The organism is Pseudoalteromonas sp. SG43-8, from assembly GCF_014164245.1.
GTDB classification, from domain to species: Bacteria; Pseudomonadota; Gammaproteobacteria; order Enterobacterales; family Alteromonadaceae; genus Pseudoalteromonas; species Pseudoalteromonas distincta.
In genome coordinates, this window is the sequence record NZ_JACJEX010000003.1 from 272,319 (window position 1) to 293,264 (window position 20,946).

Below are 20,946 nucleotides of genomic sequence, written 5' to 3' on the forward strand. Positions count from 1 at the left end.
AATGTTAACTATTCCAAAGCAAGATTCTAACTTAATAAAATCGCGAACTGTTTTACTGTTTGCTTTGGGTGTATTGTTATTAGTGGCAACAATTTGGCTTGTGCTGACGGTATTATTTAGTGATAAAGCTTACGAAATCAAATATTCAGCGGTAGAAAAAGGTGCAGTACAGCAGCAAGTTGCCGTGTTTGGTCGGTTAAAACCCCGCGTGTCAAGTAGTTTAGTGGCACAAATTGATGGCCATGTAAGCCAATTAAATGTGCTGCCGGGTAGTCATTTAGCCAGCAATACCGTTGTACTTACGTTATCTAACCCGCAGTTATTACGCCAATACGATATAGCAAAATTAAACTGGCAAAAAGCACAAGCAATGCATGTATCAGCACTAGCTAAATTACAGCGCGAAGCAACGCAACTGGCTAACGACGTTGCTATGGCGCAAAGCGAACTAAAATTTGCAGAGCAAGAAATTGCCACTTTAGATGTATTACATAAACAGCAGCTACTAAGTGAGCTTGATTTTTTAAAAGCTAAAACGCGGCTTGAACAAATTCGCTTAAAATTAGATTTAACAAAACGCAGTGAAAAAGCTTTTTTAACGGCGCGTGAGTATGAGGAAAAAGCATTAGACCTAACCCTTGAATCTGAAAAACAACAGCTCGCCCTCACATACAGCGATGTACAAAATCTTGAAATAAAAACCTCACAAGGTGGTATTTTAACAGAGTTGCTTGATGAAATTGATGTTGGGCAAGCCGTGAGTAAAGGAACGGTACTGGCTAAACTATCAGATAAAAATAGCCTTTATGCCGAATTACTCGCCCCCGCAAGCGCAGCTGATACTATAAAAATAGGCATGCCTGTGAAGGTTGAAATTAAAGGCACTTTATATAACGCAAAAGTTGTGCGGGTGTTTCCAAGTATTGAGGCGAATCAAATAAAACTAGAAGCTGCATTTATACAGCAAGTACCTACATCTGCAATCAGTAACTTATCTATTGCTGCCAACGTATTAGTAGCAGACAAAGCAAACGCATTACGTATCGCCAAACCCATTTATTTAAACCCTCGCCAACTAACACAAAATGTATATATATACGAAGAGGGAGAAATTTTTGCTAAAGAAGTAACAATAGGCTTACAGGGTGAGCAATATATTGAAATTTTAGCTGGGTTAAATGAAGGGGATTTAGTATTAAGCACACTTCCAAATGATTTAACTGAATTATAAAAGCGATGTAAAAATAAAAATAGGTATAACAATAAAAACAACAACCCCAGCTAAGGAGCGCACGGTGGAGCAGTTAATTACGTTAGAGCAAGTATCAAAGTCATTTTCAGCCAATGCCAAGCCTGTATTGGAAGACATTAATTTAACAATTAATGATGGTGAATCAATCGCCATTTTGGGCCCTTCTGGTAGTGGTAAGTCAACTCTATTATCTATTATTGGTTTACTCGATGAACCAACGGCTGGTGACTATTTACTGCGTAGTGAAAACATTACAGCGTTGACCCGTAAACAAAAGAGTTTGGTGCGCAATGCCCACATAGGCTGGATATTTCAAAACTTTAATTTAATAGCCAGTATGACAGTGCTGGAGAATGTAGTGCAGCCTATGCGCTTTAATAAAGCCATAAAATCTAGTGAGTACATTGACCGTGCAAAAGAGGCGCTTAATGATGTGGGGTTACTAGACAAACACGCCACCACGCCAGATAAGCTTTCGGGTGGCCAACAGCAACGTGTTGCCATTGCAAGGGCTCTGGTAAATAAACCTGCGCTGATATTAGCGGATGAACCGACGGGAAACCTTGATCAAGCTACGGGTGATGAAGTAATTGCGTTATTACAGACGCTATGTGATAAAGGCAGCACACTCATAGTCGTTACACACGATGAAAGCGTTGCACAACGCTGCAAGCGCCGGATCAGAATTTTAGATGGGCGGATAGATTATGATGGTAAGTAATCTAGGCTTTGAGCTGTTGACACAATGGCGACGTTGGCGTGGGCAATATTTAAAACTGGCTATATTATTACTTGGATTTGCTTTAACCGCCGCCCTCTTAAGTATCGCGTTGCGCTTAGGCAGCATGCTTTTTTATGAAAACCCAAGCTGGACCAATACAAATAAGCCTTTGTATACCCTAGGCAGGTTGAGCGAAGATAACCGTTTAAGTGCAGTTAGTAAACAAGCGCTTGATCAGCTAAAAACACTACCAATGGTTGAAGATGTGTCATGGCTCGTGTTTAAAGAGTTCAACTTTTCGGTTGATAACGCAAAGTTAAGCAATGTCAGAAGTGCTATTTTTTCACCTAATATGGCCGACAATTTAGCGATTGACGTGCTAAAAAATAACAAAGTGTCTGGTGCGTGGATCACTGAAAAGTTTTGGCGAGAAACACTCAAAAGTGATGCCAATATTAAAGGAAAAATACTTTCCTATAAACGCCTTGAGCGAGGTATACAAATTCTTGGTGTTTTAAATAAAAAATATAATAATGTGGGAGTTAATCATGTCGATGTATGGCTACCAGAAGATATTTTGCGCTATTCCACTCCTTTTACCAATGACTCAATGGTAGACCGATTTTTACAAGCTGCACCTTTATATTATGGCGTGTTCTCTGCAAAAATGTCTTTTGATCCTGAACAAACAAAAAAACAATTGGAGAGTATAGATTTAAGTGTTAAAGGTATGTCTTTTGGTAAATCACCATTGCCGCTAGTTATTTTTTCGGGCATAAATTTTGACCCTAAGTCGTATCAGCATATGCTACTACTATGGCAATTATTATTAGGTTTAATTGTTACGCTATTTTTTATTTTAACATTTAGTTTATTTTCAATTTCCAGCAGTAAAGCAATTGTGTTTGCCGATGAGTATAAAACCTTACAGTTGTTAGGCGCACAATCGGACGACTTTATTCGACCTGCGCTCCTTTTTTCATGTCTGAAAATCGTGGTAATAAGTTTGCTTAGTGTATTAAGTTTATACTTGCTTAGTCAGTTAATAACTAGCAGTACCAGCTACCAATTATTATTTACTGATAAATACTTGTCTGTAGATAGTGTAAGTTTTATCAGTGCAATCGCAATGATAACTGTGAGCGTAATTTTATGTTCACTCATACCCCTTGTAAATTTGCTCAAGGGATCATTGTTTACTCGTATGGCAAATACTCGGGTGTCGTTGTTTCAAAAGGCGTTAGCCGGAGGAATTTTAGTCATTCAATTAAGCGTTGCTCTAACAGCCACCTATGCGCTGAGTAATGTTGCTCTCTCTCAGTGGCAAAAATATAAACACAGCAATATTAACTTATCTGTTGTTCAGGTAAGTGTAGACTCTGGACACTTTGCGATTTCTTGGCGCCAAGCCTTAAATAAGATACAGCAAGTAGACCCGCAAGCAGTAATTTTGTCATCCCCTTTTGAAAAATTACAACAGTATACGCTTGCTGGGCAAGGTGCAAAGGAAGCTATGGATATCAAAACAAGCTATGTGAGTAGCCATTTTTTTGATTTACTTGATGTGGATGTTCAAGGGAAACAATTAGCTAATTGGCAAAATGGTGTGATCATCAACCACGCCCTTGCTAAGCATTTAAGTAGTACGCAAGAGCTGAGTTCACTCATTGGCACGACGATTAGTTACGGTTTAGAAAACCAGCAACTCACAATTATTGGGATCAGTGAGGATATTCCTCATTGGGGTCGCAGGCAAAGCATTATGCCCACTTTATACTTACCCTTGAATATATATGATGAGGAAGTGTTAAAAAATTTTTCAATTCTATCAAGCAACATTGACGCACTTAGTCACAACAGTGACTTTAATCGTTGGTTAAGCGAACAAGCCTCAAATATTAATATCCATAAAGCAGCAACATTAGCAGATATTTTGGCCAAATTTGATCAACAATCAACTGATTTACTTTGGTTTGGATTAATAATTACACTGATCATTCTTGCAGGGATCTTTAGTGGCTTATGGTATCAAGTACTCGCGCAACTTAGGCTAGATAAACAATCTATTTGTGTATTGTTAGCTATAGGGGCTACTGACGGTTTTATCGTTTTTAATCGCTGCAAACAAATACTCTTTGCTTTTATATTGGCTCTCATTACGTGTTTTATTTTTTATAAATTGATTGGATCAACTTTACTTGGCTTTGACTTACTTGCATTATTTATCGCACTTTTAACCACACTAATATTGTGTGTAACTGCAACTTTGTCGCCTTTAGTTAAATTACTTAAAACCCCTATTCAGCAAGCTTTAAGAGACTTGTAGGTGATATTAGGCTGTGTGTGGATATACATAGCCTAATTTAGCAATCACTTATTTAGCCTATATAAGGCCCTAATAAAAGAAGCGTAAACACAAATTATAGATGAAGTTGGCGCCCCAATTAAAAATCGTCAATCAGCCAAGTGTCACAAAAATTAATAATGTTATTTAAATCATATAGCACTGTATTAGCATAGCTTTAAAGCAGTTAGGCTTTTTAGTTTAAGTGTAATCACCAACAATTAAGACTATTTTGCAAATTTGCCCTTTGCTAACGCCCTGAATATGTTAGTTTATTAACATGAGTATTGAGTAAAGAATTGGTATGAGTAAGCAAACCCGCTGGACCCTAAAAAGTATTGCTAAAGAGTTAGGTGTTTCTAACGCGACAGTATCTAATGCGTTTAATCGCCCTGATCAGCTATCGGCTAAACGCCGAGACGATATTCTAGCAGCGTGTAAAACTTTGGGCTATTACGGGCCTAATAAGGCCGCGCAATCATTGCGTAACGGCACATTTAATATTGTGGCTTTAGTGTTGCCCGATAGTGTGGAATACATGGTGTCAGACCCTGTGGCTAGTAGCTTTATGCGCGGTGTTACCTCGGTGCTTGAAAAAAATGGTATTAATATTTTATTGTTTTCAGGTAATAGCGATAACCTTAATAACGTGGTCGACTTTGTAGATGGCTTTATTTGTTATGGCCGCCCTCGTAATAACGCGTTAGTTGAGCAGTTAAAAACAGTGTCTAAACATGTAGTGACTATTGATTTTGATATTGCTCGCAATGCCTCTGTAAATATTAATAACGAGCAAGCAAGTTACGAAATTGCTAAACACGTACTACATAATCAAAGCGATAAAGTGGCTATATTAGGGCTTAGGTTACTTGATGAAAACGTATTATGCCGCGTGTATGAGCATCACGAATTTGAAACCGGACAATCTATTTCGCATCAACGTTTACGTGGTTATCAACGCGCTTTAAGCGAGGCAAATATTACGGTGGCTGACGATCGCATTTGGAACATTCCTGAAAGTAGCGAGCGTTTTGCAATTATTGCTGCCAAAGAGGTTTTAAGTGCCTCCCCTCGTCCTAACGTTATTATTTGTATGAGTGATTTAATTGCCCTTGCCACAATGCGAGAAGCAATAAAACAAGGCATAAAAATAGGTGAAGAACTGCGTATTGTGGGCTTTGATGGTATTGATGAAGCAGCCCGGTTTGTACCTCGCCTCACCACTATTCATCAAAACAGCCAAGAAAAAGGCGTTATAGCCGCTGAATTATTTATTTCTAAAGAAGAAAAAACTAAGGAAGTCAGTTACGAATTAGAGATTGGTGCGAGTAGTTAGCTTACAAACCTTGTAATAGTTTTATGTGTTAAAAAGCCAAGCTTAAGTAGCTTGGCTTTTGCTTTTCATGACGTTTGTAAATTACTCTTTTAACATTAAGCTAAAAATGAATTTAAGTTAATCGTTGTTTCTTCATCACCGTTTACTTGCGTAATAAGTGCATGGCGTAATTTAAAATCAACAGTAAGTGAAATAGTTTGCTCATCTAGTTGCCACGATAAACAACACATACTGCCTTCACCTTGGGCGCTAAATTCACCTGCAAATGCAGGGTGTGAATTGCGAATTTTAATTAATTCAATTAAACCTTTTACTACAGGCTTATTTAAGGCCTTGTCGATTATATTTGCATCTAAATATGGGCGGTTAATATCACGGCCTACATTTGTATTTGTCAGTAATTCCATGTCGTTTTCGCAAGCAAATAAGCCGCCGTAATATACTTGTGGTACACCTGGAGCAAAAAATTGAATTGCGCGCGACAGTAAGTAATCAAAGTCTTTAGCGCCTAATGCGTTGTAGTACGTACAGTTAACTTGATATAAGTCGACATTACTCGCCGCAGCGCCCGTAGCTTGGCGGCTTTGGTTGTTGCTGTTAGCGTGCATAGTTTCTACTAGGTTATCAATCTGCTGTGCATTTAATAGCCCTGGTTTGTCGCCCATTGGACCTGCGTCAATAATGCCAATACCGTCATGTGTATCAAGTACGGTTAAGCAATTACGTGGCGAAATTTGTAACCATTTGAGTAGTGCATCTACATCGTTGTTAAATAAGCTGTGTAAAATAAGCGGTGGTAACGCAAAGTCGTAAACCATATTTACGCGTTTTGCCACTTCTACCTGAGTTTGATAATGGCTATGAATTTCTGCAATGGTTTCCATGCCTAAATCGTTTGCTTGCTTAGATAAGTTATCTAGGTAGCCAAACGTTTCATCAAGCATAAAGCAGTTAGTGCCAGCTTGCTTAATGGCGTAACCCGCCGCATCTAAACGAATAATATTTACATTGTTAGCCGAAAATTTAGTAAGTACGTTATTTAAATACGCAACACCGGCATCTACTTTTACGTTTATATCAATTTGGTTATCGGTAAAAGTGGTCCAAAAGTCGTACGTTTGGCCGTCGCCGCACTGCATTGGCGTAAAGCAACTACCTGGGCGTGGGCGGTAAATTGCTTTTTGCTCAGCTTCGCTCATACCATTTGGAAATACATCATCTTTGGTTAAAAACAAATCCCAAAATTCTGATTGCTTACCTTTAGCTAATACATCTTGAAACTGAAAAGACTGCGCCGATACATGGTTAACAATTAGGTCAGCCATTAAGTCGAGATCTTTACCTAATACTTGTATGTCTTCCCAAGTGCCTATTCTAGAATCAACTTCACTATGATCAATAGGGTCAAAGCCAGCATCGCTGCCATCAATAGGATTGTAAAATGGCAATAAGTGCACACCACCAAATACGCCTTTTAAAGGGCCGTTTAAAAGTGTGGTTAGCGCGCCTATATTTTGGCCAGTGATTCGATCAGCATATGTGATCAATTGAACTTTATTCTTCATCATTGTGTGATTACCATGTTGAAACTTAATCGATTAAGATATATCTTTAACTAGCGAGTAAGAATTTACAAGTAATTTTTAATAATTTTACATACAAATTTCGTGTCTCACGTAATACTACAGTAAGCAACTGACTGACTTACGAAGTATTAATAGAGAATTTAACGAGGAATAAACACATGATAAAATCACACACACACGTAAGCAGCGACCCACTGCAACAAATACGCTGGCTTACATACATGATGTTTTTTATGTTTGCCATGACCTCTGACGCAGTCGGCATGATAATTCCCGAACTTATAAAAGATTTCGGTTTGAGCATGACTCAAGCTAGTGCATTTCATTACGCTCCTATGGCACTCATTGCCTTTAGTGGATTATTTTTAGGCTTTTTAGCTGACAGCCTTGGCCGTAAAAAAACCATTATGCTAGGTCTATTAATATTTTCTGCGAGTTGTTTTTTATTTGCATTTAGCACCAGCTTTACCTTCTTTTTAGTATTGCTTTGCTGCATAGGCTTGGCCATTGGTTTATTTAAAACCGGCGCGCTGGCATTGCTTGGCGATATTTCACATAGTAACGACGACCATACTAAAACTATGAACAAGGTTGAGGGCTTTTTTGGCATTGGCGCTATTGTAGGTCCTGCCCTAGTTGGTATTTTATTAGTGCAAAACGTTAGTTGGACATACCTGTATATTACTGCGGGCGTAATGTGTTTAATCCTTGCTTTATTAGCATGGCGCGCAGACTACCCTGACGTAGTTAAAACAACAGAAAAGCCAGCCTCTTTGGCCACCACCATGAAAATGGTAAAAAACCCTTATGCACTTGGCTTTTCTTTAGCTATTGCACTTTATGTAGCGACTGAAGTGGCTATTTATGTATGGATGCCAACGCTATTAAAGGACTACACAGGCTCTTGGCCACTCCTTGCCACTTATGCACTTACTATATTTTTTATACTACGTGCTGCAGGTCGTTTTATTGCCGTATGGTTACTAAATCGTTATAGCTGGCAAGGTGTTATGGCTTATTTAAGCTTAGGTATTGCGCTTTGTTATGTGGGTACACTTATTGGTGGCGTTGACTGGGCTGTAGGGTTACTACCTCTTTCAGGTTTATTTATGTCTATGGTTTACCCAACTTTAAACTCTAAAGGTATATCGTGTTTTCCTGCTGAGCGCCATGGAGCCGTAGCCGGCGTTATATTATTTTTTACCGCATTATCGGCTGCTTTAGCTCCTTTATTTATGGGTATGATCAGCGATTACTTTGGCCATGTGCGCTATGGCTTTTACTTAGCAACAGGGTTTGCCGTGATTTTATTTGTAGCTATGTTGTTCAATTATTTACGCGACCCATCAATGAGTGCTTTACAAGAAAATAACCCAACAGCTTAAAAACTTGTATCTCAATACAATAAAAAATACTTTTAAAATCAATATATGAATAATAAAAGAGCAAATTAAACACAAAATAATTTGCTTATTGTAAAATATTTGTTATTTTTACTTAATCGATTAAGTGAAAATAACAAATCCTACTGGGTTCAACACAACGAGGCGTTCACATGACTACACACAATACACCTTTATATTTAATCAGCGCTTTAGCACTTGCCGTAAGTCAAGGCGTTAACGCACAAGAAACAGACCAAGCAACACCTGAAGCATCACAAAACAAAGGTCTTGAAACAATAGTTGTTACCGGCGTACCACGCCGAACAACAATCATGGCTTCAAGCGTTTCAGTTAGCAGCGTATCACTTGAACAAGTTCAAGTGTCTACTCCTCGCTCAACAGCCGAGGCTTTTAGAATCATCCCTGGTATTCGTGCAGAATCTACAGGTGGCGAAGGCAATGCAAATATTGCTGTTCGTGGCCTGCCAGTTGCTTCGGGCGGTGCAAAATTTTTACAATTACAAGAAGATGGTTTACCTGTACTGCAATACGGTGATATCGCTTTTGGTAATTCAGATATTTTTATGCGATTAGATAACACTGTGCAAACTATCGAATCGATTCGTGGTGGCTCAGCATCTACTGCAGCAAGTAATGCACCTGGTGGCATTATTAACTTTATCTCTAAAAATGGCGAAAACGAATCTGGCAGTGTATCTACAACACTTGGCTTAGATTACGACAGCGTTCGTACAGACTTTGAATACGGCACTTACTTAACCGATAGCGTGCGTTTTCATGTTGGTGGCTTTGTTCGACAAGGCGAAGGCCCGCGCGAAACAGGTTACACGTCTAATAAAGGTGGCCAAATAAAAGCTAATCTTACTAAAGATTTCGACAACGGTTACGTTCGCCTTTATTACAAACACTTAGACGATAAGAGTGTTGGCTACCTTCCTATGCCAATGTACTCAAATGGTGACTCTATTGCTGGCTTTGATGCGCAATCAGACACACCTCACTCAGCATTATTTACTAAAACAGTGCGTTTAAATGGTGAAAACCAAATCAGCAGCGGCGATATTCGCGATGGTATGAATCCAAAAGTTGACTCTGTTGGGTTTGAAGCTGTATTTGATTTAGATAACGATTGGCGTATCGAAAACCGTTTTCGTAAATCATCAATAAGCGGCAACTTTAACTCGCTTATTCCTGCTGAGGTTGGCAGCGCATCATCTATTGCACAGAGCATTGGTGGTGTAGGCGCAACACTCAGTAACGCAAACACGGGCGCTGCATTTAACGACGACCTCGCTATGCGAATTCATACCTTTGACGTAACAATGAACGACTTCGATTCATTAGTTAACGACTTTAAACTAACTAAATCGTTTGATGATGACACCAGCATTACCTTTGGTTATTACGCGTCAACACAAAACATTGCTATGTCGTGGTTATGGAATTCATACCTTATGGAGCTTAAAGGCGACAATGCAGCATTATTAAATGTTACTGCAGCTGACGGTACTGAATTTTCAGAAAATGGTTTATATGCATATGGCACACCTTACTGGGGAAACTGTTGCCAACGTGATTACGACACAGAGTACGACACCCGTGCACCATACGTTGCATTCTCTACTAAATTGGGTGACGTAAGCATTGATGCAAGTGCCCGTTACGACAGTGGCGAAGCTCGCGGTAACTACGCAGGTGCCGTAACATCAACTGTAGATATGAACCGCGATGGTGAAATATCAATCCCTGAGCAAAACGTTGCAGGAATTGATACAGCAAACGCCAGCCCAGTAAATTACGACTGGAACTATTCTTCTTATTCAATTGGTGCTAATTATCAAATTGATCCAAGCCTTGCTACGTTTGCACGTATTAGTAAAGGTGGGCGTGCAAATGCTGACCGTCTTTTATTTGGTAAAGTACGCGCCGACGGCTCTGTTGCAAAAGAAGACGCTGTTGATGAAGTAAACCAGTTTGAGTTTGGTGTTAAAAAGCGCTTTGATTCATTATCAGTGTTTGCTACTGCGTTTTTTGCCGAAACTGAAGAGCAAAATTTTGAAGCAACATCACAAACATTTTTTGACCGTGAATACGAAGCAAAAGGGATTGAAATAGAATCTACTTACTTTATTGATGCATGGGATTTTCGCGGTAATTTAACCTGGACCGATGCAGAAATAGCAAAAGATGCGCTTAACCCAGATGTTGTAGGTAATACGCCACGTCGTCAAGCCGATTTAATTTACTCATTAATGGCACGTTACAACTATGAAAAAGGCGCTGCAGGGGTAAGTTTCATTGGTACTACCGATGCATACGCTCAAGATAATAACGATCTACAATTTGACGGCTACACACAGGTAAATGGCTTTGTAAGCTATGACTTATCTGAAAACCTTAATATTGCGCTTAATGTGAATAACCTCTTCGATACAGTAGGTATTACAGAAGCAGAAGAAGGTTCAGTACCTGAAAATAACATTATTCGTGCCCGTACTATTAACGGCCGCACAACGTCGGTAACTTTAAAATACGCTTTTAACTAAATGTGTGTATTGCGCTGCGGTGAGTATTCACTGTAGCGCCTTTTAAAGTATGAATAAATAACACCCTTCACGTTTTTTAGCCTAGCCTTGCTAGGCTTTTTAGGATATTCCAAATGACTAAACTCCTGTGCTTAGGCGAGCTATTAATTGATATGCTGCCACAAGATGCTAATAACTCAGCCTATTTACCTATACCAGGTGGCGCGCCTGCCAATGTAGCTGTTGGCTACGCAAAACTCGGCGCAGAGGCTGCATTTTGTGGTGGTAAAGGGGACGATCATTTTGCCAATCAATTAAGTAATGCATTAGCGCAATACAATGTAAATACAGACTATTTATTTACCATTGCAGGCTCACAAACCGCCATGGTTATAGTAAGCCTTGATGAAACCGGCGAGCGTAGTTTTGGCTTTTATCGCCATAATACAGCCGATGTACTATTAACCCAGGCGCATTTAGCGCATATAAATTGGCAAGAAATAAGCACACTACACTTTTGTTCAAACACATTAACCGAATCAGCAATTGCCAACACAACGGTTAAAGCGCTAGAACTTGCAAAAGCGAATAATAAGCTCGTCAGTTTTGATGTAAATTTACGCTACAGCTTGTGGGAAAACACAAACGATATAGCAAGCAATGTAAAAGCCTGTTACACCTATTGTGACATAGTAAAACTCTCGCGTGATGAACTTAATTTTTTAGCCCAGCATAGCGACACAACGAGCGATGATTACATTCAAATGCTATTAAATACCGGAGTTAAACTGGTGTTTTTAACCGATGGACCAGAGCCTGCCACGGTTTACCACAGCGCATTTACACTTAACGAATCGGCACCAAAAATAAACGCCGTAGATACAACAAGCGCAGGTGATGCATTTATAGCGGGGGTTTTATACTACTTAAATAACTTAGGAAGTGATTTACCACTAGCAGATAAACTAAATGATAAAGCGAGCGTAAAAGGCGCTCTGAACTTTGCTCTTAAATGTGGCTCTAAAGCGTGTTTAGCTAAAGGGGCATTTCCGGCATTACCTGTGCTGGCTGATGTACTTTAATAGACCTAATGTTTTTTAAGTTCAAATATATGCAGTAACGCGTTGTTACTGCATAGCATCAAATACCATTTTACTATCCACTATTTGTTCAAAGTGCGTTATTTTTTTATTTTTAAGCTGCCAAATATGCGCGACCCTAGCTTGCATTTTTTTACCCGTTTTAATATAAGTACCAGAGTAAGTGCCATACACTACAACAGTATCATCTTGGGATAAGTAGTTTTGTGGCGTAAACGTGTAGTTATACCACTCGCTTGCAAGCTTTTGAAAAACATGTTCAGTAATGTCATTCATACCATGGTATGTACCAGCATAAGCAAAACCGTCAGCCTCTTTCCAAGTAATAGTATCACTTGCATGAGCAACTAAATTTTGCCCATTCTCTTGTGATGTTTTGCCTTCATACGTACTTTTAATTATGTCTATGTTGCTCATTTTTGCACACCCTTGCACTATAAAAAGGAAGCTCAATAAAGCTGTAATATAAACAGCTTTATTATTTAGAAATTTCATCACACTATACTAGCCCAACTGATCGCTGTAAGTAGGTAACCCACTGCTCAGTTTTTCCATAATAATGGGCTATATCGGCTTTTTGCCACTTACCTGTGTCAAATTCAAATGCTGCACTAGGAAAACCTTGCCCATGAATATTGTGCAATAAGCCACGGCTTTGTGCTATATGTTGATCTGTTGCATCGCCTTCTAGCGCATTAAAGTGGGTTTCAAATAAGGCCTTGTTTAAACCCAGCTCCAATGCAATATCAGTCAGTACATGCAGCTGCATAATGTTTTTACCCTGGGCATAATAAGCATGTTGAATACTATTAAGCATTTCCCCACCTGATATACCAAGCTTTTGCGCTGCCAATATAGCGGTAATAGCCGGAGCCGAGTTGAGTATAATATCGTTGGTTTTTAAAAGCCCATCAGTATAGTTACTACCAAATACCTGACCGGTTTTCTTCGCTATGACACTATCGTTTTTAAGTGCAAATTCACGCCATGCAGGAGTCACAGGTTTGACATTATCACCTGTTAGCATACCTCCACTGTGTACTTTTACAATTAAACCATCAATATTTTCAGCAGCGGTGATCAAGGGCACGCTGCCGTAAGTCCAACCACATAAAGGGTCAACAATTATATGTAACGTTACGTTTTTCATTAATATTTCCTATCTAAATAATTGCTTAACGCAAGGGCACTTAGTGCCATTGCATCTCACCCATAACCACTTTTGAGCCCAACTCTAAGATGCTTCTTGCACCTAAATCAGGGTAAGCTTGAGTCATGATCTCTACAAATTCAGTTGAGTTTTTTGCATTTTTTGCAGCGCTATCCGCTTTATTTAAGTATCCTTTCATGAATGACACACCAGAAAGGTCTTGTTTACTGCCCTGTAAAAAATGACCTGGAATAACAGTCTGTGGTTTTAAATTCTCGATGTTATCTAATGTTGACTGCCAAGTTTGACGCTCTGCAGCAGTGCTCGAATCGGCCAACCACACATGCATTTGATCAAATACTACAACCCCACCCAGCACTGTTTTTATAGAAGGGATCCAAAGGTAAGTATGCTTTGGATCATGCTGTAAATTTTTAATAATAATTTCTTTCCCATCTATAGTTAGGCTATTTGATAGCATTACTTCTGGCAAAATAAGTTCTTTAGGTGCATTGCTCTTTAAAATAGGCCCCCAATAATTTAACTTTCCTTGCATTGAGCGTTTAATATTCTCTACTGTTGATTTAGTCGCTAATAACTTTGCTTTTGGAAAAGCAGCTTTAATTACATCTAAACCAAAGTAAAAATCAGGGTCGCTGTGACTAATATAAACAGCTGTTAATGTTTTACCGCTCGCTTTTATTTTTTCAACCAATGCTTGTGCATCATTACGCTGAAATTGGGCATCCACTAATAACACTTCGTTATCACCACTTATAATGCTTGATGAAACAGCAAAAATACTTTTGTCTTGTGGGTTATATACATCAACATCTAATTCACTTTGCGCTAATACCGGTTGCATTAATGTGCTTGCTAATAAAGCTGTTGCTGCTAATACGTGTTTAACTTTTTTCATTCTCAGTAGCCTGTTTGTTATTTCGTTAAGATGAGGCTATTGTATGTTGCAATTTAAGAATGAAAAACTAGGCAGAATGCAACTATCTGTTGCATAAATCGAACATATAGGCAAAGTGAATGGATAGAATTATTGCAGCTGATGTATTTATAAAAATTGTAGAGCAGAAAAGTCTAGCCGGTGCTGCCCGTGCTTTAGATATGTCTAGATCTATGGTTACACGGTATTTGAATCAAATGGAAAAGTGGGCAAATACCCAACTACTCCATCGGTCAACAAGAAAAATAACACTCACGTCAGAGGGTGAAAAAGTACTTAATCATAGCCGAGAGCTCATTGCCATCGCCCAAAACATCAGTGCGCCAATAGAAAGTAATAACAAATTAAACGGGCAAATTAGGTTGTCGTGCTCGCCTTTTTTAGCACATGATGTACTACCAGATATGTTGCAACAATTCTTACACGCTCATCCCGAAGTCAGTATTGATGTACAAATTAGTAATCACGTTACAAATTTGGTAGAAGAGCGAATAGATTTAGCAATTAGAATTACCAATGACTTAGATCCTAATATAATTGCTCGCCCACTTGGGAAATGCCATTCAGTATTATGTGCAAGCCCAGAATATTTAGAAAAAAACTCTAAGCCTATAACTACGGATGACTTGAGTCGCCATAACTGTTTAAACTATTCAAGGTTTGAAAAAAGTATGTGGCATTTTTCACACCCTGAAAAACCCGTATCTGTAGCGATTGCTGGTAACTTCAGTGCTAATGATTCGAGCTTACTGTTAAAAGCTGCTCTTAATAATCAAGGAATAACTCTACAACCTAAGTTTGCTGCGCAGAAATATATAAATAATGGAAAGTTAATACATTTACTACCACACCTTAAACCACAAACTTTGAGCATATACGGTATTTACCGCTCCAGGAAACATCAGTCGCTTGCACTTCGTTCATTTATTGACAGCTTAGTAACGTATTTTGATAAAATTGATACTTAACAATAAGCGAAAACTATTAAACGTTCGCTATAAGTCCTTTATTTAAGAGTTGAAATAGCGCTTAGTAAGCGCTATTTTTTGAAAGAAGAGATTTATTATTCGTCTAACCAATCTATGGCTGCGGTAGCATTTTCAAAGTATTGAACCTCACCCGATATAAACCAGTTACCTATTTTTGCCATGCGAGCTTGCCACTCTTTATTACCGTAAATAGCTACTTTTTTAAATTCTTTAGAGTGTTTAACACCTAATTTTAAGTCATCCCAGGCTGCGCGTAGTTCCCAACCTTCAAGTTCACTACCGTCTATTAATGCATTCACAACTGGGTGCTTAACTTCGCCAAGAGCTGAGTTTATCATTGGGGTAATTATTTTGTAGTCGTCGTGAGTAAGCGTACCAACGGCTTTAAGTTTTAAAAAAAACTCTCTTCCCGCACGTTCAAGACCAATAGATAAACCATGTGTTGTGTGTACCATTACTGCTCTCCTTAAATAGGCTGAGTGGTAAAAGTACACCTTCTAAAATTAATTAGTCCTGAACTAAATCAATAAATAGTCTTGAACTAAATTAATAAATAATCTCAAATAAACGACTCAATCACACATTTTGTACGCGAGATATCTGATTTTCTACATCAGTTAAATGGCCCGTTTTAAGCCATACTTTTGCACCATTACTTCCCGCTTTAACGTTAACGGAGCTATTAATAGGCACTCTTAACCAACTGTTTTTTATAAGGGTATCGGCTTGCTCATCAAATGAGCCTTCAAGTACTAGCAGCTCTGCTCCACCTTTTGCGTTTATAATCATGCAAGCGTTAGGCTTAAAGTGCAACAAGCTTACCTCTTCAAAGTCGTCTTTGTATAAAGGGGTTACGGCAACATTTTTAAAACTAGGATGCACCGTACTTTGCATCAAGTTTGTTTGCAAACGCACGTGCGTTCGATCATCTGGTTGAAACTGCCATAACTTTACAAATATAACGCAGCCATTTTCAGATCCCGGTTTGTGCTTTGATTGCGGTGGATTACGGATATAAGAACCTGCCGCAAAGTCACCATGCTCATCTTGAAATACCCCTTCAAGCACAACAAACTCTTCACCGCCTGTATGTACATGCGGCGAAAATTCACTGCCAGGTGCATAACGAACAATGGTCGTTGCGCGAGCAACTTCGTCGCCCACTCTATCGAGCGCTCGCCTATCAACGCCCGCCATTGGCGATGCAACCCACGGGAGCGATTCGCTATGTACCACAACTCGTTTACTAAAATCGGCAGCAATTTTCATATTTGGCTCCTAAGCGTAACTTCACTTAAATTTTAAACTAATAACCTAATTAAGCCGCAACACTTGGGCGTTTTGCTACTTTTTCTTGCCATGCAACTAAATGGGTAAGCTCATTTGGGATTACTATTTGTGCAAATCCAGCAAATACCAGCCCAGCATACAATGTAATATCAGCAATACTAAACTGCTCGCCGCCAACAAACGCCGATTGCGCTAGTACATCATTAAAATAGCTAAACCCTTGGCGCGCTTTTTCGCCTTGTTTTTCACCCCAAGCCACATTTTGATATGTTTCAAGCTCAGGACCTAAGCCATCAGTTGCATGATGAAAGTAAGTTGCCACAGCGTCAAGCACCATAGATTCTGCACGCTTTTGCATCATGTTAATTACTGCACGCTCTTTTGCGGTTTCACCCATTAAAGATGGGCCTTCAAATGCGGTATCAATATACTCAGTAATAGCGGTACTTTCTGATATAAACGTGCCGTCATCTAGCTCTAATACGGGCACACCTGCTAAGGGGTTTTTAGCTAAAAAGGCTTTTGTTCTGTGTTCACCATTTAATAAATCAACAGGTACAAACTCAACATTTGAAGTGGCATTTTTTTCAGCTAAAGCGATACGAACACGAAGTGGATTTGGAAAGTTTTCTACATCATAAATTTTCATAGCAATCTCTACCTTTATTGTTTAGAAGTGAATTAACGGCAAGCCTACCTATCGATAGGTAATTTATAATGTTAAACCAAATTTAAGTCAACGTTTAAATTATTCTAATTTATAGGATTTAACTTAATTCGTAATAAAATTAGGGGGTTACTTAAAAGTAAAAACGCTTGTAAATAACTATCTACTGGTCGATAATTTTACTATGCCAATTGCATTAAATAAGTGATTCATTATTGCGCTAGGAAAATAGCGCAATAACAAGGCGAAAATTATGATATGCAGTTATTCTGTATGAATAATTTTTAACGCAGTTAGTGAGTTATTTAATGCGATACAATGATCATGTTTTTAATAAAACTGGTATTACTGCAGATAGGAAATATTAAAAATGAGTAAAAAAGAAGCTTTATTAAAAGCCGCCGAAAACAAGGTGCGCCTTGGCGGGTACAGTAATTTTAGTTTTAGAGAGCTAGCCTGCGAAGTCGGCATTAAAAGCGCCAGTGTGCACTATCACTTTGCGACTAAGGCCGATTTAGGTGCAGAGCTTGCTCATCAATATACTGATTCTTTTTTAGCAGCGTTAGGCGAGCCAAGCGAGCTTAAAGCAAGCGGTAAAAATCCTATTGATGTGTACACTCAGCTTTTTAGACGTGCATTAGTAACCGATAAAAAAATGTGTTTATGCGGGTTGCTAGGAGCCGAAAGCGATAGCCTTCCAGATAAAGTACGCCTTGAAGTAAAGCGCTTTTTTAATCAAAACCTAAGATGGCTTAGCGCTGCACACTTAACTAATGGTGAGCCTAACCCCGCTCAAGCAGCTATTCAAACAGTGAGCCTGCTTCAGGGCGCTATGATGATAAGCAAAACGCTCGACGATAATAGTTACTTTGAACTTGCAACGCAGTAATACCTAAATTTAGTACACAAAAAAAGCGAGCTATTGATTATCAATAGCTCGCTTTTTTAATGCTTGAAATAACTTATGTGATTATTAAACCGCTGTTGGTTTAACTTTATGCTTAGAGTGCACAATTGCTAAAACAATTAAGCCAATCACTGTTACTACAGCGCCAATAGGTTTACCTAAATCGCTTGATAAGTTAAGACCAATTGCTGCAGTGCCAATATAAGAAACCGTTACCGCTGTTGCTATAACAGCAGGAACACTGGCAATCCAATGGAATGTACCGCGGTCAAACAAGTACTTAGTGGCAAGCCATAATACGCTTGTAGAAAGCAGCATGTTTGAAAATGCAAAGTAGCGCCAAATTAATGAGAAATCGAGCTTCGTCATAAAGTACGCTATAGCAAGTATAGGCACCGCCACTAGTAAGCGATTACGTAAGCTTTGTGGAATATTAAACGCATCAACAACAGTTAAACGTAATGAGCGGAACGCTGTATCACCAGAAGTAATTGGGAATACGGCTACTGCAATAATTGCCATTATACCGCCAAATACGCCTAAGTAACTGTTAGCTACATGGTTAACAACTAAACCTGGACCACCTTGATCAAGCAACGCTTTTAAGCCCGCGTAACCATCTGGGAACGCTGCAATACCAGCAAGTGCCCATACACAACCTACGATACCTTCACACATCATAGCGCCATAATAAACTGGACGTACGTATTTTTCGTTAGTTAAACAACGCGCAATAATAGGCGCTTGAGTAGAGTGAAAACCACTAATAGCACCACAGGTAATTGTTATAAATAACAGTGGCCATGTTGGTAATCCATCTGGGTTTGGCTCTAAAAAGTCATGTGCGTGGTCAGCTTCAAAGTAAGCTAAAAAGTCACTTGGTACCGGTAAGTGCGGTGCATTAATAAGTAATGAAATAGCAATTGCCACTGTCATTACAATCATTAGCGCACCAAAAACTGGGTAAAACTTAGTGATAATTTTATCAATTGGTAGCAAGGTCGCTAAAAAGTAATACGCTAAAATGGCAAGTACCCAAAAGGTGTTGTTTGCCAGTATTGTACCTTCAAAAAAATCAAGGTTACTTAGCAAACCTGCAGGGCTCATAATAAATACTACACCTACAAAAAACAGTAGCATGGCAGTAAATACAAGCATAAAGCCTTTAAATACGACGTTATAATAATGGCCTGCGATTTCTGGTAGGCTTTTACCGTCTTCTTTTATACTCATTACACCTGAGAAGAAGTCGTGTACAGCGCCACCTAAAACATTACCAAGTACAATCCATACTAGTGCAACGGGTCCGTATAAAGCACCTAAAATCGGGCCAAATATTGGGCCTACGCCAGCAATGTTTAAAAACTGAATTAAAAATGCTCTTACAGGGTGAATAGCTACGTAATCAACACCTTCGCTAAAGCGTTTTTGTGGTGTGTCAGCTGTTGAATCCAAACCGGCTTGTTTTTCAACAAATGGGCTGTAAAACTTATAGCCCAGTATTAAAATAGTGAGGCAGATAAAAAAGATGATCATAAAGCACGTTTCTCTTTTTGTATTTTAGTTATAGAGCGCATTGTGTGTCGCCCCGCCTTTTCAATCCGTGAATAATCGACGAACGATAACAAAGCTTTAACCCTCAAACAATAAGACGTTTAGCTAATACAATAATCGATATAAGCCACTATTTATGCAACCTGCGCACTTAACACTCACTTATCGCCTATGTCTTATTTTAGGCACAAAAAAAGCGGTTAAACTTTTACGTATAACCGCTTTCACACACAATGTTTTTTTAAAGTGGGTTCATAAACTCACTAATTTGTTGATGCGTTAAAGTAGGTGTTGCACCAGAACTTTCGGCGACCATTGCTCCAACGGCACATGCAAAGTCAACGGCATATTGCGCGTCGTCGTTGCTACAAAGCTGATAAATTAACGAACCTAAAAACGAATCGCCTGCGCCAACAGTGTCAATTACACTAATTAAATAACCTGAATTATAAAAATTCTCGCCCTTGATTGTTAATAAAGCACCGTGGCTACCTTTGGTTACACATAAGTAATCGGTATTTGTTTGCTGTGCTATAAACGCTAAATTTTGTTCAAGCGAATGAAACTTACAACCCATCGCTTTTGCAATTTCGTATAGCTCTTCATCGTTTAACTTAATAAAGTCTGCTTTATTCATTAAATCTACAAGTGTTTCTAGCTTGTAATGCGGTGCACGTAGATTTACGTCAAATACTTTAAAGTTTGCTACATCAACGAGTTGATTTAATGTTGCTAAAGACGCTTCGCTTCGCCCAATTAGGCTGCCAAATACAAATACATCGCTACTTTTAACTTTACTAAGTAACTCATCGGTAAGCGCTATATTATCCCACGCAGTATCTGCCACTATTTCATAACTTGCAGAGCCACCACTGGCGAGCGTTACCTCAACCGTGCTAGTTTTTTTGTCACTATTAATAGCAATGTATTCGCAGCTTACGCCTTTGCTAGTAATTTCGCCTAGTAACTCAGCGCCTAACTCGTCGTTACCAACAGCGCTGATCATGTCGGCTTTAATGCCTAGTGAGTTAATACGCACACACATATTAAGTGGCGCGCCACCTAAGCGTTTACCTGAATCAAAACAATCCCACAGCACTTCGCCAAAGCAGCTAACACTTACGTTTTCGCCTGATTTATGATTAATTAAAATGCTCATAA

18 protein-coding genes are annotated in these 20,946 nt (G+C 39.0%); 9 read left to right on the forward strand and 9 right to left on the reverse strand.

What is annotated here, in order from left to right; all coding sequences use genetic code 11:
* Position 1 precedes the first annotated feature (1 nt).
* The 4 genes from H5122_RS08780 to H5122_RS08795 all read left to right on the forward strand — a co-directional run bounded on the left by H5122_RS08780 (position 2) and on the right by H5122_RS08795 (position 5,653).
* Positions 2 to 1,231 carry an efflux RND transporter periplasmic adaptor subunit gene (locus tag H5122_RS08780; protein ID WP_024591919.1) on the forward strand — a complete coding sequence of 410 codons (1,230 nt, stop codon included), beginning with the start codon at positions 2 to 4 and terminating at the stop codon, positions 1,229 to 1,231.
* Positions 1,232 to 1,295: 64 nt separating this feature from the next.
* Positions 1,296 to 1,973 (forward strand): ABC transporter ATP-binding protein, encoded by a 678-nt coding sequence (locus H5122_RS08785; RefSeq protein ID WP_024591920.1) that lies wholly within the window; start codon positions 1,296 to 1,298, stop codon positions 1,971 to 1,973.
* Positions 1,960 to 4,299, forward strand: a complete 2,340-nt coding sequence (locus tag H5122_RS08790; protein WP_182681521.1) for an ABC transporter permease — start codon at positions 1,960 to 1,962, stop codon at positions 4,297 to 4,299. Before H5122_RS08785 ends, H5122_RS08790 begins: the two co-directional genes overlap by 14 nt.
* 322 nt (positions 4,300 to 4,621) lie before the next feature.
* A complete protein-coding gene (locus H5122_RS08795; RefSeq protein ID WP_182672865.1) occupies positions 4,622 to 5,653 on the forward strand; it encodes a LacI family DNA-binding transcriptional regulator in 1,032 nt (343 codons plus the stop codon).
* A gap of 95 nt (positions 5,654 to 5,748) precedes the next feature.
* Here the strand turns inward: H5122_RS08795 and gtfA are convergent, their stop codons facing one another.
* Positions 5,749 to 7,221, reverse strand: a complete 1,473-nt coding sequence (gene gtfA, locus H5122_RS08800; RefSeq protein ID WP_182681520.1) for a sucrose phosphorylase — start codon at positions 7,219 to 7,221, stop codon at positions 5,749 to 5,751.
* A 176-nt stretch (positions 7,222 to 7,397) separates the two neighbouring features.
* Here gtfA and H5122_RS08805 point away from each other — a divergent pair, with 176 nt between their 5' ends.
* From H5122_RS08805 to H5122_RS08815, 3 genes are all read left to right on the forward strand, one after another.
* Complete coding sequence (locus tag H5122_RS08805; RefSeq protein ID WP_182681519.1) at positions 7,398 to 8,624, forward strand: sugar MFS transporter; 1,227 nt, start codon at positions 7,398 to 7,400, stop codon at positions 8,622 to 8,624.
* Between the two features lie 170 nt (positions 8,625 to 8,794).
* Positions 8,795 to 11,191 (forward strand): TonB-dependent siderophore receptor, encoded by a 2,397-nt coding sequence (locus H5122_RS08810; protein ID WP_024596984.1) that lies wholly within the window; start codon positions 8,795 to 8,797, stop codon positions 11,189 to 11,191.
* A gap of 113 nt (positions 11,192 to 11,304) precedes the next feature.
* Positions 11,305 to 12,252: a carbohydrate kinase gene (locus tag H5122_RS08815; RefSeq protein ID WP_182681518.1), complete on the forward strand. Its 948-nt coding sequence runs from the start codon at positions 11,305 to 11,307 to the stop codon at positions 12,250 to 12,252.
* A gap of 45 nt (positions 12,253 to 12,297) precedes the next feature.
* On the opposite strand, the gene H5122_RS08820 is transcribed toward H5122_RS08815, so the two are convergent.
* The 3 genes from H5122_RS08820 to H5122_RS08830 all read right to left on the reverse strand — a co-directional run bounded on the left by H5122_RS08820 (position 12,298) and on the right by H5122_RS08830 (position 14,339).
* On the reverse strand, positions 12,298 to 12,687 hold the full coding sequence (locus H5122_RS08820) for a nuclear transport factor 2 family protein (protein ID WP_182681517.1): 390 nt from the start codon (positions 12,685 to 12,687) through the stop codon (positions 12,298 to 12,300).
* A gap of 82 nt (positions 12,688 to 12,769) precedes the next feature.
* Positions 12,770 to 13,420: a DsbA family protein gene (locus tag H5122_RS08825; RefSeq protein ID WP_182681516.1), complete on the reverse strand. Its 651-nt coding sequence runs from the start codon at positions 13,418 to 13,420 to the stop codon at positions 12,770 to 12,772.
* A gap of 40 nt (positions 13,421 to 13,460) precedes the next feature.
* A complete protein-coding gene (locus tag H5122_RS08830) occupies positions 13,461 to 14,339 on the reverse strand; it encodes an MBL fold metallo-hydrolase (RefSeq protein ID WP_182671991.1) in 879 nt (292 codons plus the stop codon).
* Positions 14,340 to 14,458: 119 nt separating this feature from the next.
* Between H5122_RS08830 and H5122_RS08835 the strand changes: the two genes are divergently transcribed.
* Positions 14,459 to 15,346, forward strand: coding sequence for a LysR family transcriptional regulator (locus H5122_RS08835; RefSeq protein ID WP_182681515.1), 888 nt, complete (start codon positions 14,459 to 14,461; stop codon positions 15,344 to 15,346).
* 95 nt (positions 15,347 to 15,441) lie between these two features.
* On the opposite strand, the gene H5122_RS08840 is transcribed toward H5122_RS08835, so the two are convergent.
* The 3 genes from H5122_RS08840 to H5122_RS08850 form a co-directional block, all read right to left on the reverse strand.
* Complete coding sequence (locus H5122_RS08840) at positions 15,442 to 15,822, reverse strand: STAS/SEC14 domain-containing protein (protein ID WP_002960091.1); 381 nt, start codon at positions 15,820 to 15,822, stop codon at positions 15,442 to 15,444.
* Positions 15,823 to 15,943: 121 nt separating this feature from the next.
* Complete coding sequence (locus H5122_RS08845; RefSeq protein WP_182681514.1) at positions 15,944 to 16,636, reverse strand: cupin domain-containing protein; 693 nt, start codon at positions 16,634 to 16,636, stop codon at positions 15,944 to 15,946.
* A 49-nt stretch (positions 16,637 to 16,685) separates the two neighbouring features.
* Complete coding sequence (locus H5122_RS08850; RefSeq protein WP_182681513.1) at positions 16,686 to 17,306, reverse strand: glutathione S-transferase family protein; 621 nt, start codon at positions 17,304 to 17,306, stop codon at positions 16,686 to 16,688.
* 388 nt (positions 17,307 to 17,694) lie between these two features.
* Here H5122_RS08850 and H5122_RS08855 point away from each other — a divergent pair, with 388 nt between their 5' ends.
* Positions 17,695 to 18,213: a TetR/AcrR family transcriptional regulator gene (locus tag H5122_RS08855; protein WP_182681512.1), complete on the forward strand. Its 519-nt coding sequence runs from the start codon at positions 17,695 to 17,697 to the stop codon at positions 18,211 to 18,213.
* 84 nt (positions 18,214 to 18,297) lie between these two features.
* Here the strand turns inward: H5122_RS08855 and H5122_RS08860 are convergent, their stop codons facing one another.
* Both H5122_RS08860 and H5122_RS08865 read right to left on the reverse strand, forming a co-directional pair.
* The gene (locus H5122_RS08860; protein ID WP_182681511.1) at positions 18,298 to 19,767 is read right to left on the reverse strand and encodes a carbon starvation protein A; all 1,470 of its coding nucleotides are present in this window, start codon (positions 19,765 to 19,767) and stop codon (positions 18,298 to 18,300) included.
* Positions 19,768 to 20,026: 259 nt separating this feature from the next.
* A complete protein-coding gene (locus H5122_RS08865; RefSeq protein ID WP_182671987.1) occupies positions 20,027 to 20,944 on the reverse strand; it encodes a carbohydrate kinase in 918 nt (305 codons plus the stop codon).
* Positions 20,945 to 20,946 lie beyond the last annotated feature (2 nt).